Origin of the sequence: Shewanella profunda, from assembly GCF_023283765.1 — a bacterium.
Taxonomy (GTDB): domain Bacteria; phylum Pseudomonadota; class Gammaproteobacteria; order Enterobacterales; family Shewanellaceae; genus Shewanella; species Shewanella profunda.
The window spans coordinates 1-16,196 of sequence record NZ_JAKILG010000055.1 but is presented as its reverse complement, the minus strand read 5'-3'; the positions used below and the strand labels follow the sequence as shown (position 1 = coordinate 16,196).

The 16,196-nt window shown below is 43.7% G+C and carries 14 protein-coding genes; 9 read left to right on the top strand and 5 right to left on the bottom strand.

What is annotated here, in order from left to right; translation table 11 throughout:
• Positions 1-55: 55 nt before the first annotated feature.
• Positions 56-1,138, bottom strand: a complete 1,083-nt coding sequence (locus L2744_RS18915) for an AI-2E family transporter (RefSeq protein WP_248993354.1) — start codon at positions 1,136-1,138, stop codon at positions 56-58.
• 249 nt (positions 1,139-1,387) lie between these two features.
• Positions 1,388-1,621: a sulfurtransferase TusA family protein gene (locus tag L2744_RS18910; protein ID WP_248993353.1), complete on the bottom strand. Its 234-nt coding sequence runs from the start codon at positions 1,619-1,621 to the stop codon at positions 1,388-1,390.
• A 115-nt stretch (positions 1,622-1,736) separates the two neighbouring features.
• Between L2744_RS18910 and bepA the strand changes: the two genes are divergently transcribed.
• The 4 genes from bepA to L2744_RS18890 all read left to right on the top strand — a co-directional run bounded on the left by bepA (position 1,737) and on the right by L2744_RS18890 (position 6,287).
• Positions 1,737-3,206, top strand: coding sequence for a beta-barrel assembly-enhancing protease (gene bepA / locus L2744_RS18905; protein ID WP_248993352.1), 1,470 nt, complete (start codon positions 1,737-1,739; stop codon positions 3,204-3,206).
• Between the two features lie 118 nt (positions 3,207-3,324).
• Entirely contained in the window at positions 3,325-3,675 is a 351-nt protein-coding gene (gene arsC / locus L2744_RS18900) for an arsenate reductase (glutaredoxin) (RefSeq protein ID WP_248993351.1), read from the top strand.
• A gap of 46 nt (positions 3,676-3,721) precedes the next feature.
• The gene (locus L2744_RS18895) at positions 3,722-4,108 is read left to right on the top strand and encodes a DUF2069 domain-containing protein (protein WP_248993350.1); all 387 of its coding nucleotides are present in this window, start codon (positions 3,722-3,724) and stop codon (positions 4,106-4,108) included.
• A gap of 226 nt (positions 4,109-4,334) precedes the next feature.
• Positions 4,335-6,287, top strand: coding sequence for a hypothetical protein (locus L2744_RS18890; protein WP_248993349.1), 1,953 nt, complete (start codon positions 4,335-4,337; stop codon positions 6,285-6,287).
• A gap of 83 nt (positions 6,288-6,370) precedes the next feature.
• On the opposite strand, the gene hda is transcribed toward L2744_RS18890, so the two are convergent.
• Complete coding sequence (hda, locus tag L2744_RS18885) at positions 6,371-7,081, bottom strand: DnaA inactivator Hda (RefSeq protein WP_248993348.1); 711 nt, start codon at positions 7,079-7,081, stop codon at positions 6,371-6,373.
• A gap of 86 nt (positions 7,082-7,167) precedes the next feature.
• Complete coding sequence (locus L2744_RS18880; RefSeq protein ID WP_248993347.1) at positions 7,168-8,259, bottom strand: DUF2066 domain-containing protein; 1,092 nt, start codon at positions 8,257-8,259, stop codon at positions 7,168-7,170.
• Positions 8,260-8,465: 206 nt separating this feature from the next.
• Between L2744_RS18880 and L2744_RS18875 the strand changes: the two genes are divergently transcribed.
• Complete coding sequence (locus L2744_RS18875; protein ID WP_248993346.1) at positions 8,466-9,704, top strand: uracil-xanthine permease family protein; 1,239 nt, start codon at positions 8,466-8,468, stop codon at positions 9,702-9,704.
• A 142-nt stretch (positions 9,705-9,846) separates the two neighbouring features.
• Here the strand turns inward: L2744_RS18875 and grxD are convergent, their stop codons facing one another.
• Positions 9,847-10,179: a Grx4 family monothiol glutaredoxin gene (gene grxD, locus L2744_RS18870; RefSeq protein ID WP_248993345.1), complete on the bottom strand. Its 333-nt coding sequence runs from the start codon at positions 10,177-10,179 to the stop codon at positions 9,847-9,849.
• A gap of 225 nt (positions 10,180-10,404) precedes the next feature.
• Here grxD and sodB point away from each other — a divergent pair, with 225 nt between their 5' ends.
• From sodB to L2744_RS18850, 4 genes are all read left to right on the top strand, one after another.
• The gene (sodB, locus tag L2744_RS18865; protein WP_248993344.1) at positions 10,405-10,989 is read left to right on the top strand and encodes a superoxide dismutase [Fe]; all 585 of its coding nucleotides are present in this window, start codon (positions 10,405-10,407) and stop codon (positions 10,987-10,989) included.
• Positions 10,990-11,250: 261 nt separating this feature from the next.
• Positions 11,251-13,185 (top strand): PrkA family serine protein kinase, encoded by a 1,935-nt coding sequence (locus L2744_RS18860; RefSeq protein ID WP_248993343.1) that lies wholly within the window; start codon positions 11,251-11,253, stop codon positions 13,183-13,185.
• A gap of 66 nt (positions 13,186-13,251) precedes the next feature.
• Positions 13,252-14,520 (top strand): YeaH/YhbH family protein, encoded by a 1,269-nt coding sequence (locus L2744_RS18855; RefSeq protein ID WP_248993342.1) that lies wholly within the window; start codon positions 13,252-13,254, stop codon positions 14,518-14,520.
• Positions 14,521-14,529: 9 nt separating this feature from the next.
• Positions 14,530-16,050, top strand: a complete 1,521-nt coding sequence (locus L2744_RS18850; protein WP_248993341.1) for a SpoVR family protein — start codon at positions 14,530-14,532, stop codon at positions 16,048-16,050.
• The last annotated feature ends 146 nt before the right edge of the window (positions 16,051-16,196 follow it).

The following is a 16,196-nucleotide window of genomic DNA, read 5'->3' as shown; positions in this document are numbered from 1 at the left end:
TAAAACTGAGCACTTAGATTCAGTTTTTATTGCACAAAAGTAAGCTTGCATAGCGTTAATTGTCAGGCGAAAGTACAGGCTGTTGAATTTCCGTTTTAGGCCAAGCATTAATCACCGCCTTAACGAGTGAAGCTAACGGGATAGCAAAGAATACACCCCAAACGCCCCATAGCCCCCCAAAGACCAATACAGCGGCAATGATGATCACAGGGTGTAAATCCACCGCATCCGAGAATAAAATAGGTACAAGTACATTACCATCGAGCGCTTGGATAATACCGTAACCTAGCATTAAATAACCAAATTCTGAGGTAAATCCCCATTGGAAAAATGCCACTAAGGTAATAGGCAATGTCACTAACGTCGCGCCAACATAGGGAATAAGCACAGATAAACCCGTTAATACTCCTAGCAGAGCCGAGTAACGCAGTCCCATAAATGCAAACAGTATGTAACTCGCCACACCCACAATTACAATTTCAATCACTTTACCGCGAATGTAGTTGAAGATCTGTTGATTCATCTCAAACCACACCTCACGAGCTAATTGACGATTAGCTGGAAAAAATCGTTTACTGCCACTAATAAGTTGATCTTTATCCTTTAAAAAGAAAAACACCAATAAAGGCACTAAAATTGCGTACACCATGAGTACCAGTAAAGAAGCAGAATAACCGATAAGTTGCTTCGCAATATCCAGCACATGCTGGGTATCGAGCATCTTTTTCAGCTCAGCAACCATCACATCTAACTGCTCAGGGTTGATAAACTTTGGGTATTGGTTTATCAGGGTCTGCAAGGTTTGTAGGCCTTTATCTATCATACTGGGCAAATCAGTCATTAAGCTCACACCTTGACGCCAGACGCTGGGGATAAGGCCAAAGGTCAAGAGCACCACAACCCCAAAAAAGAGCACCAACACAAGTGATGCCCCCATGGTCCGGTTGATACCTAATTTAAGCATTTGTGCGACAGGCCACTCCAGCAAAAATGCTAAAACTAATGCAACGAGCAAAGGGGCCAGCAATCCCCCCGCAAAGTAAATCAACAACGCAAGACCGACTAATATCGCCATTAAGGTCACAGCCTGAGGGTCGCTAAAGCGTTCCTGATACCAGCGGGAGAAAAAAGTAAGCATGGATTCGTTCCAATAGTGGTAGTGAAATGTCAAAAGTTCTGAAAAACATTTCGGTCGATGTTAAGGCTATCTCAAATGAGAAATAGTGTCATGCAATTGAAAATCAAGATCTTCGTTACCAAAGACATTCCCCATAGTGTAAAGTTCTTAAATTCAGCATTGACCTATTAGAAATCACTGAGGATAAATGGTGCACAACGCGTTGTTAAGCCATTTTTCCCGCTGAATTGAAACATAAAAACAACACAGTTATCCCTGAGATACATCAACTTTTATTATCATTAATGCTAACTGCGCCGCATCATTACACAACACTTCGATACTGTGCCCCTGTTTTTTTAAATATACGGGAACATCTCGCCGTGAACCTGAGTCAGAGAGTAAAATATGCAAGGTTTCGCCCGCATGCATAGACTTCAATGCAAGTTTGACTTTGACCAAAGGGATTGGGCAGCGAAATGGTGTTAAATCAATAAAAATCATAATGAACTTGCTATGAACGAACTTGGGCTATTATCCTAAGTTGCAACTCAAACTACAAGCTAGGTGCAGTATCTCTGCCTTTAGTTGAGATAATTAGAAGAAATAAAGGATCCACTTGCGTAACTTGACGTTTTTAACTCGATGTAAACCCTTTGTCGCTGGTGCACTCTCATTGATGCTGCTGACTAGTGCTGCAAAAAGTTTTGCAAACAATGATTTACCAGACTTGGGTACGGCTGCAGTTAATACTTTCAGCCTCGAAAAAGAAATGGTCTACGGCGATGCGTACATGCGCATCATTCGTTCTTCGGCGCCAATGCTTAATGATCCCGTATTAAGTCAATATCTTACCGAGCTTGGCAACAAATTAGTGGCCCACGCCACTGGAGTAAAAACCCCCTTTTACTTCTTCCTGTTACAAAACGATGAAATTAACGCCTTTGCCTTCTTCGGCGGACACGTTGCCGTACATACAGGACTCTTTCTCAATGCCGATAACGAGAGTGAACTAGCCTCAGTTCTAGGCCATGAAATTACCCACGTGACTCAACGCCACCTTGCTCGCTCATTAGAAGCACAGCAAAAAAGTGGTCCAGCCACTGTAGCAGGGTTACTTGGCGCGATTTTACTGACGATTGCCGTTCCACAGGCGGGTATGGCCGCCCTTGCGACTACCCAAGCTATGGCAACGCAGTCCAAAATCAACTACACCCGATTACATGAAAAAGAAGCCGACCGTATTGGCATGCAAATTTTGGTGGATTCTGGTTTTGACCCTAATGCCGCTGCGGATTTTTTTGGTAAATTAGCGAGCCGTTATCGCTTTACCACTAAACCACCGCAAATGTTATTAACTCACCCCTTACCCGAGTCAAGGATCACCGAGGCCCGTAACCGTGCCGAGCAATATACAAAGCGGTATGTGCCCGATCATCTTAATTTTCAACTTGCCAAAGCACGCATTCAAGTGCGCTTTTCAAGCTATAGTGACGATGCGGTGTTAAACCTATTTGAAACACAACTGAATAAACAGACCTATCACTTTAAAGAGGCTGCCCTCTATGGTAAAGCTCTGGCACTTTTTAGACTGAAAAAGTTTGATCAAGCTGAAAAAATCATCGATGACTTATTAAAAATAGATGATAACAACTTGTTTTATATCGATACTAAATCCGACTTATTCACAGAGCGGAAGGATTATGACAAGGCCATTGCGCTACTCGAAGCCCAGCGAAAAATGAAGCCCACTTCTCAAGTCATTAATATAAACCTCGCCAATATTTATATTGAAGCTAATCAAGCAGCAAAAGCCGTTCCGCTATTGGAGGATATGATTTTCCTCGACAAACAAAATCAATTGCCTTACCAGTTGCTCAATATGGCCTATAAAAAAATCGGTAATCAAGCACTGGAGCATTTCTCCAATGCCGAGTTAATGGCCCTAGCCGCGAATTACAAAGGTGCAATTGATCAACTTAACTTTGCTTATCGCGCATCAGAAGGTAATCAACTGCAGCTCGCACGCATTGAAGCGCGTATTCGCCAATTTAAACAAGCAGATAAAGAGATGGACGCGCTTAAATAGTGGGTTACTTTTACCCTTTAGTGATACCAAATGCGCCCCGAACAACCTGACGGGGCGCCTATTTTTCTGTTATTATCCGTTCCATTGTTATTTCAGCCCGTGTTGAGCCTCTAATACTATGACCCAAGCGACGATTTACCATAACCCACGTTGTTCTAAAAGCCGTGAAACCCTCGCATTACTCGAGCAACAAGGTTGCGATATTAACGTGGTTGAATATTTGAAAAATACGCCAACGGCGGCAGAAATCGGCCAGATTTTAGCCAAGCTCGGGATCAATGCTCGTGAATTAATGCGAACAAAAGAAGATGAATATCAAACATTAGGGCTTAACGATACATCACTTACCGAAGCACAGTTAATTGAGGCTATGATCAATACCCCTAAACTTATTGAACGCCCGATAGTACTGGCAAATGAACGCGCAGCCATCGGTCGTCCACCCGAAAATGTGCTCGCAATTCTGTAATTGATGCTGCTATTCCGGTCGCTATTTTTCAATCTTAGGTAACGCCATGACATCGAATACCCTTCTCACCCTTAGCCGCTTAGGCTATCTTGCACTTGTGCTGCTTCTTGGCGGTTGGTTTATTGGTCAAGGAATTAATGGCGAATATACCTTACTATTCAGCTTATTATGGCTAGTTCCTTTATTATTACCTATCAGAGGAATAATAAAGGGCAATCCCTATACCTATGCTTGGGCAAGCTTTATCTTATGCCTGTATATGCTGCATGGGCTGACCTTACTTTATGTCACCACTGATGCCTTCGCATTTGCATTAATTGAAGTTTTGTTAATTAGTGTCTTACTCGTCACCTTTCCTTTCTATGCCCGTATCCGTGGCCGTGAATTGGGTTTAGGTTTAAAGAAAAAATCCGCTAAAGACAATGCAGCCTAACCCCTCTTTTAAGCAATTCAGCATACAACCTTAATGACTCAACGCGCGGCTCCACCTGAGTCGCGCGTTTACCCCACTAGCCTACCCATTATTAACACTTACTATACTTATCATCACTTCTTGCAACCTTATGCTCGTGCTATAGTCTTTTTTGCCTGGGATATACAATCTATAAATAAGCGAAAAATCTAATCGTTAAAGTGAGTTAGCATTGGAGCATAGGATTATGGGGATATCAGATTCGATTCGTTTGTATGGAATAATCGCCTGTGTTGTCGCACTAAGTGCGTGTGGCGGTGGAGACGGTGACAGCGATAACGGTGGTGTTACACCCCCTAGCACTAGCCTACCGCGCTGTGCGACTACATCGGATCCTTTAATCACGACCACCTCATCCTCTATTGGTTTTCAAACCGAGGCACAATATGTTACGGGGCAATCGAGTGCGATTATCGCCAGTATTCAAAATCGTGACAGCCAAGATCTGCAGTTTCGCTGGCAACAAATAGAGGGGCCAAGTATCCCATTAGTGAGTCAAAATAGTCCCGTATTAGCCTTTGATATTCCCTTAGCGGGTAGCTACCGTTTTAGCCTTCATGTAACAGGAAACAATCTAGATGTGACAGGCGAGATAGGCATTAATGCTGAACTGACCTCCCAAGGATTACTCAATATTCGGCAAGATCATCAAGTGGTTAAAGGCAATAATGTTAGCCTAAGGCTTGAACAACAAGCGGGATTAACTGCTGCGAATATTTCTTGGTGTGTCGCCTCTGGTCCAGATTTAGCGGTCGATATATCCGATCCCTTTAGACCATTATTTACTGCGCCCAATGTCACTCAGGATACATTAATTAGGCTTGTCGCCAATGCGAATATCAACGGTGATCAGCTGAGTGACGACGCTTTTATCATGACAACTGCGGCGCCTGCAATTAACTCACCCTATTTTGACACTCCCGTCGCCCGCACCCATGCATATCGTGAGAATTCCCCCTATGCCAATGTGCTAACAACTTGTGTCTATTCAAACCAACTGAGTAATGCTTGTACTATTAATCAATTACCTTTGATAGGCCAAACCTCAAGCGATTTAGATATTGATACTATCCTTGACAGAGTCCTAGTTTCACACGACTGGATGGGCGATAACTTCGCTGCTTTCTTAGGGCAAATGGATCCGAATAGCGATTTTGCTCGTTTATTGCAATCGGTCACCGCGGTCGTTATCAGTTACGATGTACGCCCCTCTTTCTATTGGGTAGTGACTGGGGCAATTTATCTTGATCCTAACGATCTGTGGCTGACTCCAACCCAGCGAGACACTATCAATGAAGCTCCGGATTACCGCAGTAGTTATGGTAGTGATTTGAACTTTATCATGTCATGGCGTTATGTTAAAAATAACCAATATGCTTCCATTGGTATCCCTATTACCACCCGGGCAAACCGAACACTTTCTCAAATAAATGCCGATCTCGCTTCGTTACTTTACCATGAGCTTGCCCACGCTAATGATTTCTTCCCGCGCAGCGTTCATAGCTCACTGACAGGGCCAAGGTTGCTGGACGACTATAGTCGCCGCAATGCCAATAAAAGCCTGATTTCAGATCAAGTCAGTCAGCTTTATCCATTAAACAGCACCGAAATGACCGGTCTTGCCAACGTAAGCTTTTTGGGCGCAACAGCCAATACAACGCAAAAAGCCTATCAACCTTCTGATGTCAGTACTTTCTTCTCAAATGATATGGCAAGTGATTTTTACGCCTATTCCAGCACGAGGGAAGATACAGCCATGCTGTTTGAAGAAGCGATGATGAGCTATCGTTATCAAATATTACGTGATGTCGCCGTCACCAATAAACCTGCGGAATTAACTGCAGATACGCTAATTGTGGATTGGGGGCAAAGGGGCAGAATTGCTGAAGACAGCTTAGTGAACCGTGCGGCTTTAGTGATAGATGAAATGCTCCCAGAACTCAATGGCATTAACCTGATTAGCAGTCTACCCGAACCTATTGCTATGTCCAAAGGCCAGAGCTGGCGCCAAACTTTAGCAATATCGCCAACGAATGCATCGCTGAAAGGCCAAAATAATACCCAGACGAGCAATGATGCGCCCCACAATGAACCAGAGCTTCGCTTCAGTGGCGACCGACATCGCCATCCTCAGCAATAGTGTTGTTAAATGCTAATAACAAAAAAGCCCGTATGCATCAGCTATGGGCTTTTATATTTTTAAAACTAAACACTTATATGCATCTATAGATGCAGCATCTCTTTAGCAAAAGGGATAGTGAGCTTACGCTGATGTACCAATGAGGCTTTATCAAGCTTATCTAAAACATCGAATAAGGTACGTAAATCCCGTGCCATTCTGTTTAACAGAAAACGACCAACGTCCTCTGGTAATTGTAATCCTCGCATTGCAGCCCGGCGTTGCAACGCAGCAAGCTTCTCATCGTCAGCCATAGGTTGCAATTGGTAATTTAAGCCCCATTGCATACGCGAAACCAGATCCGGTAATAAAAATCCAGCGTCAGCAGGAGATGAACTACCACTGACCAGTAAGGCACAGTTTTTATGCTCGGCAACGCGGTTATATAAATCAAAAATCGCCTCTTCCCATACAGGATGTCCGGCGATTGCATCAACATCGTCGATACAAATTAAATCCAGCAGTTCTAATCCTTCAAGTAACGCAGTTGAAATGCTTGCATGAATACCCAGTGGAATATAGAAACTGCGACGGTCAAGTTCATTGGCATGGGCACAGGCGGCATGCATTAAATGGGTTCGGCCAGATTTAACAGGCCCCCATAAATAAATGGCCGCTTCACCATTGCCTTCGGCATTGGCTCTGAGCTTTTGAATAAGTTCATCATTACCCGCTGCGGGGTAATAACTATTAAAGGTTTCATCATCCGGCAAATGCACGGGCAATGAGAGTTGTAGAGGTGAGTTCAAGGACACTCGGACGTCTCAATATCAATACAAATTTTCTAATTACAATGTAAAACGGGGATCAGATAACAAGCCCCGTTTTACCGACTAATGACTTAAGGTAATCGCCATTGGTAAACAGGTTTACCCGATTCATTTTGCACTGGGCTAAATTCACCCGAAATCGTCGGCGTAACCACCGAAATACGAGGCTCAAGGCTCAATAAGCGTTCAAGATCGGTTTCAGAACCAAACAAGTCTAATGAAAATGTCGCTTTACTGCCTTGGATACGAGTCAATGTTGCATTTTTAATCGCACTTAATTGTTTTAAATATTTTTCAATTTCAACCAACTGTGCCATTTTCTCTATATTAACAAAGGTCACACTCGCACCTACTCGAGTTCCCGTATCAGCAATCGCATACTTAGAAAAATAATAATCCCCTAATGCGGCCATCATTGCCGTTATCGCCTGCGATGTATTTTCCGCTGTGCCATTAAAACTAAAAAGCGGTGGCGTTAAGGAGTCAATGGTCGCTTTAGTATAGAGGTTTAAACGATAACGTACTTGATTGCCAGCAGCATCCATTGCCACTAAAGCTAAAAAGTCAGCTTGATAACGACCCGAAACTGTCGCCACAATATCGGCAAACATCCCTTTGACATCGTTAGGGTTGATGCCCATAAGCTCATCCAAATCAAGGATAGGCAATAATATTGGAATACCGCGCGCATCAGAGAAAGTGGTAAAGACTTGGCGTTCTGGTAACGGCGAAGAATCACTTAATAGGATCGTATCGCCTTCAGCTGGCATAGCAACCCAAAATAATGTTAAGGGTCGCTGCGTGCCCCACACGGGCAACTGCGCTTGACGCAGTAATGCCACCACTCGCCGATGTTCAAAGTTAGCCCTTAGTAGCAATTGGCCATTTTGTTCAACATAACCATATTGACTCAAAAGCGCATCTGGGTTGGCCAGTTGCGATTGGATAACGCTATTCTCAAGTGAGCGCGCTGTTCCGGTATTTTTCAGTATCACTTGCTGCAACGCACTCCGTAATGCTTTATTTCGTTCAGGCACAGCACGAGAGGACACTGGCACATCGGCCTCATCTAATTTACTCACTTCAACAGCATGAAGGCTATTAATCGTGAACAGGCAGTATAAAAACGCAATTAAGCTCGGCTTCAATAGGAATTTCAGCATCTTTGAGTAGTTGAAGTAACGTCAGATAGGGCAAATTGTACCATAGTTCGCGCCTTAAGCGAGTCTTGGCAAAATTTAGCCTTAAGCGTTGACAAGGAAATTCTAAACAGTGATCCACGCCCATAAAAGTGAACATTTTATTCTGTCTGAATTTCAACAAACTGATATCATTTGGCGGTTTACCCTAAAATTAACGAGAATAATAAATGAGACGACTCGCTATCCCCCTACAGGGTGCACAAATGCTATTTGTAGCTTTTGGCGCCTTAGTATTAATGCCGCTACTGACGGGGCTCGACACCAGCGTAGCCCTATTCACGGCCGGTATCGGTACCCTACTGTTCCAATTGATAACCAAACGTCAAGTACCAATCTTCCTCGCTTCTTCCTTCGCTTTTATTGCCCCCATTCTTTATGGTGTCCAGACTTGGGGGATACCATCCACCATGGGTGGGATCATGGCTGCGGGCGTAGTCTATGTGCTGCTGGGCGCATTAGTTAAAGTACGCGGTACCAGCTTTATCCATAGACTTCTTCCCCCTGTTGTTGTTGGGCCTGTGATCATTATTATCGGCCTTGGATTAGCCCCCGTTGCCGTTAATATGGCCTTGGGTAAAAGTGGCGATGGTAGCTTGACTTTAGTTGCCACAAATACTGCGTTATTTATTTCGCTTGCATCACTTGGCACCACTATCGCTGTGGCAATTTTTGCAAAGGGCTTACTGAAAGTGATGCCGATTTTGGCAGGCATTATCGTAGGTTACGGCTTAAGCCTCGCTTTTGGTATTGTTGATTTTGCCGTAGTGACAGCCGCAAGTTGGATTGCAATTCCTAAATTTGTCGCGCCTGAATTTAACTGGCATGCCATCGCTTTTATGATCCCAGTCGCGATTGCACCTGCGGTTGAGCATATCGGTGATATTTTGGCCATTTCAAATGTCACTGGTAAGGATTTTATGAAAAAACCCGGTCTTCATCGCACCCTTACTGGGGATGGTGTCGCCACTATTGCAGCAGCAGCCTTTGGTGGCCCCCCTAATACTACCTATTCAGAAGTCACAGGCGCAGTCACATTAACCCGTAATTTTGACCCTAGAATCATGACTTGGACCGCCGTAACAGCCATTACCTTAGCCTTTGTCGGTAAGTTAGGTGCACTCATGCAAACTATCCCAGTTCCAGTAATGGGTGGCATTATGTGCTTACTCTTTGGCTCTATTGCCGCGGTAGGTTTAAATACCTTGATCCGTAATCATGTTGATTTATCAGAGCCTCGCAACTTAAGTATTGTTGGCGTAACACTCGTCTTCGGTATTGGTGGTATGGCATTTGGGATTGGCTCATTTAGTTTAACTGGCATTAGTTTGTGTGGCATTGTGGCCATCACAATGAATTTACTCTTACCGGCAACTAAGCATCCTAAAGCAGATATTGCATCCCATTAACTGCCACTAAGTCTATAAGTCGCCTATTTAAACCAAACATAGAACGACTCAATGCAGCCCAGTAGTTGATATTACTGAATTAAAGATATAAAAAAGCCGCGATGGCCCCGTCCCACCTCGGCTTTTAAATCTGCATTAACACTTATTCTGCGGACTTGTGCTTTTCAGCAGTTGCTTTTATTAGCGGTTGTAATTCGCCCTTTTGGAACATGTCCACCACGATATCACAACCACCAATCAACTCACCTTCAATCCATAATTGTGGAAAAGTCGGCCAGTTTGCATACTTAGGTAACTCAGCACGAATGTCTGGATGCTGAAGAATATCTACGAACGCAAATTGCTCGCCACAGTTAATCATGATCTGTGCTACCTGAGACGAAAAGCCACAGCTCGGTAACTTAGGAGAACCTTTCATATAAACAATGATGGGGTTTTCGGCGATCTGCTGCTTAATTTTCTCTACTGTTTCCATTTTAATTCCTAAGTACGATGACATTGACTCAATGGCGCTATTGTACGACAGCTAGGTTCAGAACAAAATCCCACAGTTTGTAAGGTTATGCCGACATTTGATTTTTCGATGATGCCGATCTAACCAATTAGCGAAACAATGATTCACATCACAAATTTTATCGGTACAATGGTACTCAGTGAGCACGTTTAAGAAACGATAACCTAAGACCATGGAGAGATACTAATGGCTTTCGAATTACCCGCATTACCATATGCAAAGAACGCACTAGAACCACACATTTCTCAAGAAACCATTGAATACCACTACGGCAAGCATCACAACACTTATGTTGTTAAGCTCAACGGCTTAATCGAAGGAACTGATTTCGCTGGCAAATCTTTAGAAGAAATCATCAAAACCTCTACAGGTGGCGTATTTAACAACGCAGCTCAAGTGTGGAACCATACTTTCTACTGGAACTGTTTAGCGCCTAATGCTGGCGGCGAACCAACAGGTCCAGTGGCAGAGGCAATCAATGCCGCTTTCGGTTCATTCGAAGCATTTAAGGCACAATTTACCGATTCTGCCGTAAACAACTTTGGTAGCGCTTGGACTTGGTTAGTGAAAAAATCCGATGGCACAGTTGCTATCGTCAACACTAGCAATGCCGCAACACCACTGACTGACAGCACTGTTACTCCAATCCTGACGGTAGATGTGTGGGAACACGCTTACTACATCGATTACCGTAACGTACGTCCAGACTATTTAACCCACTTCTGGCAATTAGTAAACTGGGACTTTGTGAACCAAAACTTCGCAGGTTAATTCATTTAACCCAAATAAATGGATCCCAGCAAAAGAGCCTTCTGTGGCTCTTTTTTATGCCTCTAATTCACCTTTCCCCTAGCGTAGTAAGCCTTTCCCCCTTTACCACTACAAGTGCAACAATTGCGTTTGCAACGATTTGTTATTGTTTTATTTGATATTTTTTTGACATAGCTAGTGAGTTTGTGTCTAAGATTAGTGTAGGAGATTAGTTAGTCAGTTCTCCGTTCCATAACATCACTGGCGTTTCAGGGGGTTTATATGGGCATTTTCGAGCATTACCAAAAGCGCTACGAACAAAAACTCGATGAAGAATACACTTTACAGGAGTTTCTCGACATCTGTAAGGAAGATCGCAGCGCTTACATGTCAGCATCTGAGCGGCTACTGCTCGCCATTGGTGAGGCAGAAGTCGTTGATACGGCTAAAAATCCAACACTTAGCCGCATTTTTTCTAATCGTCTTATTTCACGTTATCCCGCTTTTAAAGATTTCTTCGGCATGGAAGATGCGATTGAGCAGATCGTGGCTTACCTTAAGCACTCAGCTCAAGGCTTAGAAGAATCCAAACAAATTCTATATCTACTCGGCCCTGTGGGCGGCGGTAAATCATCACTTGCAGAAAAGCTCAAATTCTTAATGCAAAAAGTGCCTATTTACATTTTGAGTGCCAATGGGATACGCAGCCCTGTCAATGATCATCCTTTCTGTCTGTTCGATCCCGATGAAGATGGGCAATTACTGAAGGATGAATTTAATATTCCCACCCGCTATTTAAAAACCATCATGTCACCTTGGGCAGTCAAACGACTACACGAATTTGGCGGTGATATTTCCAAGTTCCGTGTGGTAAAAGTCTATCCATCGATTTTAGACCAAGTCGCTATCGCTAAAACGGAACCGGGGGATGAGAACAACCAAGATATTTCATCTTTAGTGGGTAAAGTCGATATTCGTCAGCTAGAGCATTTCTCCCAAGATGACGCCGATGCCTATGCCTATTCTGGCGCATTGTGCCGTGCTAACCAAGGCATGATGGAATTCGTCGAGATGTTTAAGGCACCGATTAAAGTGCTACATCCACTGCTTACAGCCACCCAAGAAGGCAACTATAACGGCACCGAAGGCTTATCAGCCCTGCCCTATAGTGGCATTATTCTGGCCCATTCCAATGAGTCAGAATGGTCAACCTTTAAAAACAATAAGAATAATGAAGCCTTCCTCGACCGAGTTTATATCGTCAAAGTGCCCTATTGTTTACGGGTTTCTGAAGAGCTACAAATTTATCAAAAACTGCTGATCCACTCTGAATTATCGAAAGCACCCTGCGCACCTGGCACCCTTGAAACCCTGGCGCAATTTAGCGTGTTGTCACGTATTAAAGCGCCGGAAAACTCATCCATCTACTCTAAAATGCGCGTCTACAATGGAGAAAGTCTAAAAGATACCGATCCTAAGGCCAAGTCGTACCAAGAATACCGTGATTATGCCGGTGTTGATGAGGGCATGAATGGACTGTCAACTCGATTCGCATTTAAAATCCTGTCGCGGGTATTTAACTTTGACCACTCGGAAATCGCTGCGAATCCAGTACATTTGTTCTATGTGCTCGAACGCCAAATAGAACAAGAGCAGTTCCCGAACGACACGGCTGAACGTTACCTCGAGTTTTTAAAGGGCTATCTCATCCCTAAATATGTGGAGTTTATCGGCAAAGAAATTCAAACCGCTTATTTAGAGTCTTACTCTGAATACGGTCAAAATATCTTCGACCGCTATGTCACCTATGCCGACTTTTGGATCCAAGATCAAGAGTACCGCGACCCCGAAACAGGCCAACTGTTTGACCGCGCCGCCCTCAATGCCGAGCTTGAAAAAATTGAGAAACCCGCTGGGATCAGTAATCCCAAGGATTTCCGTAATGAAATCGTCAACTTTGTCCTGCGCGCCCGCGCCAACCACGAGGGTAACAATCCTCTCTGGACCAGCTACGAAAAACTTCGCACTGTGATCGAGAAAAAAATGTTCTCTAACACCGAGGATTTACTGCCCGTCATATCCTTTAACGCCAAAACCTCGAATGACGATCAGCGTAAACACGATGATTTTGTCAATCGGATGATGGAGAAAGGCTATACCAAAAAACAAGTCAGACTCTTGTCTGAGTGGTATTTACGGGTTCGTAAATCTTCTTAAACTTGCGCTGACTAAGTACGGGGCTTTGGTGTTGCCAAAGCCTTCGCTGGGGTTTGGGAGGTGCGTATGGCGAACTTTGTCGATAGACGGTTGAATGCGAAAGGAAAAAGCACAGTCAACCGCCAACGCTTTATCAATAGATATAAGCAACAAATAAAAAAAGCCGTCAGTGATGCGGTAACGCGTCGCAGTGTAACGGATGTAGATAAAGGCGAAAAAATCAGTATCCCGACGAGGGATATCAGTGAACCTATGTTCCATCAAGGCAAAGGTGGTGTAAGGGACAGAGTCCATCCCGGTAATGACCAATTTACCCGTGGTGATAAAATCGATAGACCACCGGGGGGCTCAGGCGGAGGCTCGGGAAAAGGCGATGCTTCCGATTCTGGTGAGGGCAGTGATGACTTTGTATTTGAAATATCTAAGGATGAATACCTAGAACTGCTTTTCGAAGATCTAGAATTGCCCAATCTACAAAAAAATCGCCTCAATAAGTTGGTGGAATACCAAATCTACCGTGCTGGTTTCACTAATGATGGCGTTCCTGCCAATATCAATATTGTGCGTTCATTACGCTCATCGCTTGCGCGCCGAATTGCGATGTCGGCCAGTAAAAAGAAACTATTAAAAGAATTGGAACAAGAGCTTACTGAGCTAGAAAATGTGCCCGGTACTCAAGCGGAGCTTATTCTGGACTTGAAGGCTCAAATTGAAGCGCTTAAACAAAAAATTGCTAAAGTGCCATTTATTGATACCTTCGACTTGCGTTTTAATAACTTTAGCAAGCGAGAAATACCCTCAAGTCAAGCGGTGATGTTTTGTCTAATGGATGTATCTGGTTCAATGGATCAGGCTACTAAAGACATGGCTAAGCGCTTCTATATTTTGCTATACCTATTCCTCACTCGAACCTATAAAAACTTGGAGGTAGTCTATATCCGCCACCATACCCAAGCGAAGGAAGTCGATGAACATGAGTTTTTCTACTCTCAGGAAACGGGGGGAACCATAGTATCGAGTGCCCTAAGGCTCATGCATGAGATCCAGCAGGCGCGCTATCCCGCCGATGAATGGAATATTTATGCCGCCCAAGCCTCGGATGGCGATAATTGGGCCGATGATTCTCCAAGCTGCAGACAGTTGCTAGAGGAGAAAATCCTGCCACTCGTTCGCTACTTTAGTTATATCGAAATCACCAACCGCGCCCATCAAACCCTGTGGCGTGAATATGAATCCCTAGAACAACACTACGACAACATAGCAGTGCAACATATACGTCAAGCCGAGGATATTTACCCTGTATTTAGAGAATTATTTAAGAAGCAGGCGGTTTAAGGGGGCAGCATGGGGACAACTAAATCAACAACACGACTGAGCGATGGTCCCGATTGGAGCTTTGAGCTGTTACAGGACTATCTCAAAGAAATAGAAAGGGTGGCGGCAATTTACAAGCTAAACACCTATCCGAACCAAATTGAAGTAATAACAGCCGAACAGATGATGGATGCCTACGCAGGGATAGGCATGCCGATTGGTTATACCCATTGGTCATTTGGCAAACGCTTTATCGAGACGGAACAAAGTTACAAACGTGGGCAAATGGGGCTCGCCTATGAAATTGTGATTAACTCCAATCCCTGTATTGCCTATTTAATGGAAGAAAACACTATTACTATGCAGGCATTAGTGATGGCCCACGCTTGCTTTGGACATAACAGCTTCTTTAAAAGTAATTATTTATTTAAAACCTGGACAGATGCCAGCTCAATTATCGACTATTTAGTTTTTGCCAAAAACTATATCAGTGACTGCGAGCAAAAATACGGCGCAGAGCAAGTCGAAAGCATTATTGACTCCTGCCACGCCTTAATGAATTACGGCGTTGATCGTTACAAACGTCCATCTGAAATATCCTTTAGAGAGGAACAAGCAAGGCAAAAAGAACGGGAAGCCTATCTTCAAAGCCAAGTGAACGACCTATGGCGTACAATCCCGACTCAGCAACAGGGGTTATCGCAAACAAAAAAACGGCACTTCCCTTCCGAACCGCAGGAGAACATTCTGTATTTTATAGAAAAAAATGCGCCCCTACTTGAACCATGGCAAAGGGAAATCATTCGCATCGTTCGCAAGATGGCCCAATATTTTTATCCACAAAAACAAACTCAAGTAATGAATGAAGGCTGGGCCACCTTCTGGCACTACACGATTTTAAATCACTTATACGATGATGGTGTCGTGACCGACCGTTTTATGATGGAGTTTTTACAAAGCCATACCGGCGTTGTTGCGCAGCCTGAGTATAACAACCGCTATTACAGCGGGATCAATCCCTATGCCTTAGGTTTTGCCATGTTTACCGATATCCGGCGAATGTGTGAAGAACCAACCGATGAAGATAAAATCTGGTTTCCTGAAATAGCAGGCAGTAACTGGCTAGAAACCTTACATTTTGCCATGCAAAATTTTAAGGATGAGAGCTTTATTAGCCAATATCTATCCCCAAGAGTCATTCGTCAATTTAAGTTATTTGGCATTCACGATGATGAAAAGCGCAATTACCTTTCGGTATCAGCGATTCACGATGAACAAGGTTATCGTGATATTCGTCAGTTACTCTCACAACAATATAACTTGTCCAATATAGAACCGAACATCCAAGTGCATAATGTTGAAATAAACGGCGATAGATCATTAACCTTAAGGTATGTACCAAGCAACGATATTCCCCTCGCCAATAGCTATAAAGAAGTATTGAAACATCTACATCGACTTTGGGGATTTACCGTTACCCTAGAGCAACAAAGTGCCGATGCCAGCATTAGTGTTTTAGCCACCTGCCCAGAAAATACGAAATCGGAATAATAAAGTGAATAAAAAAGCCGGCTCTAAATAGAGTCGGTGACCCGTCCTAAATAGCGTTGACACTTTTCAAACTCATTTTGGAGAGTGTAATGACTTCAACAATTAAACGAACTCAACGTGATTATTCCCTCGCTTTTAAATTGGCC

Bases quoted from the DNA above. Each gene is read 5' to 3' on its own strand.
- L2744_RS18915 (WP_248993354.1), bottom strand. From the start codon at position 1,138: ATGCTTACTTTTTTCTCCCGCTGGTATCAGGAACGCTTTAGCGACCCT.
- L2744_RS18910 (WP_248993353.1), bottom strand. From the start codon at position 1,621: ATGATTTTTATTGATTTAACACCATTTCGCTGCCCAATCCCTTTGGTC.
- arsC (WP_248993351.1), top strand. From the start codon at position 3,325: ATGACCCAAGCGACGATTTACCATAACCCACGTTGTTCTAAAAGCCGT.
- L2744_RS18895 (WP_248993350.1), top strand. From the start codon at position 3,722: ATGACATCGAATACCCTTCTCACCCTTAGCCGCTTAGGCTATCTTGCA.
- L2744_RS18890 (WP_248993349.1), top strand. From the start codon at position 4,335: ATGGGGATATCAGATTCGATTCGTTTGTATGGAATAATCGCCTGTGTT.
- L2744_RS18880 (WP_248993347.1), bottom strand. From the start codon at position 8,259: ATGCTGAAATTCCTATTGAAGCCGAGCTTAATTGCGTTTTTATACTGC.
- L2744_RS18875 (WP_248993346.1), top strand. From the start codon at position 8,466: ATGAGACGACTCGCTATCCCCCTACAGGGTGCACAAATGCTATTTGTA.
- grxD (WP_248993345.1), bottom strand. From the start codon at position 10,179: ATGGAAACAGTAGAGAAAATTAAGCAGCAGATCGCCGAAAACCCCATC.
- sodB (WP_248993344.1), top strand. From the start codon at position 10,405: ATGGCTTTCGAATTACCCGCATTACCATATGCAAAGAACGCACTAGAA.
- L2744_RS18860 (WP_248993343.1), top strand. From the start codon at position 11,251: ATGGGCATTTTCGAGCATTACCAAAAGCGCTACGAACAAAAACTCGAT.
- L2744_RS18855 (WP_248993342.1), top strand. From the start codon at position 13,252: ATGGCGAACTTTGTCGATAGACGGTTGAATGCGAAAGGAAAAAGCACA.
- L2744_RS18850 (WP_248993341.1), top strand. From the start codon at position 14,530: ATGGGGACAACTAAATCAACAACACGACTGAGCGATGGTCCCGATTGG.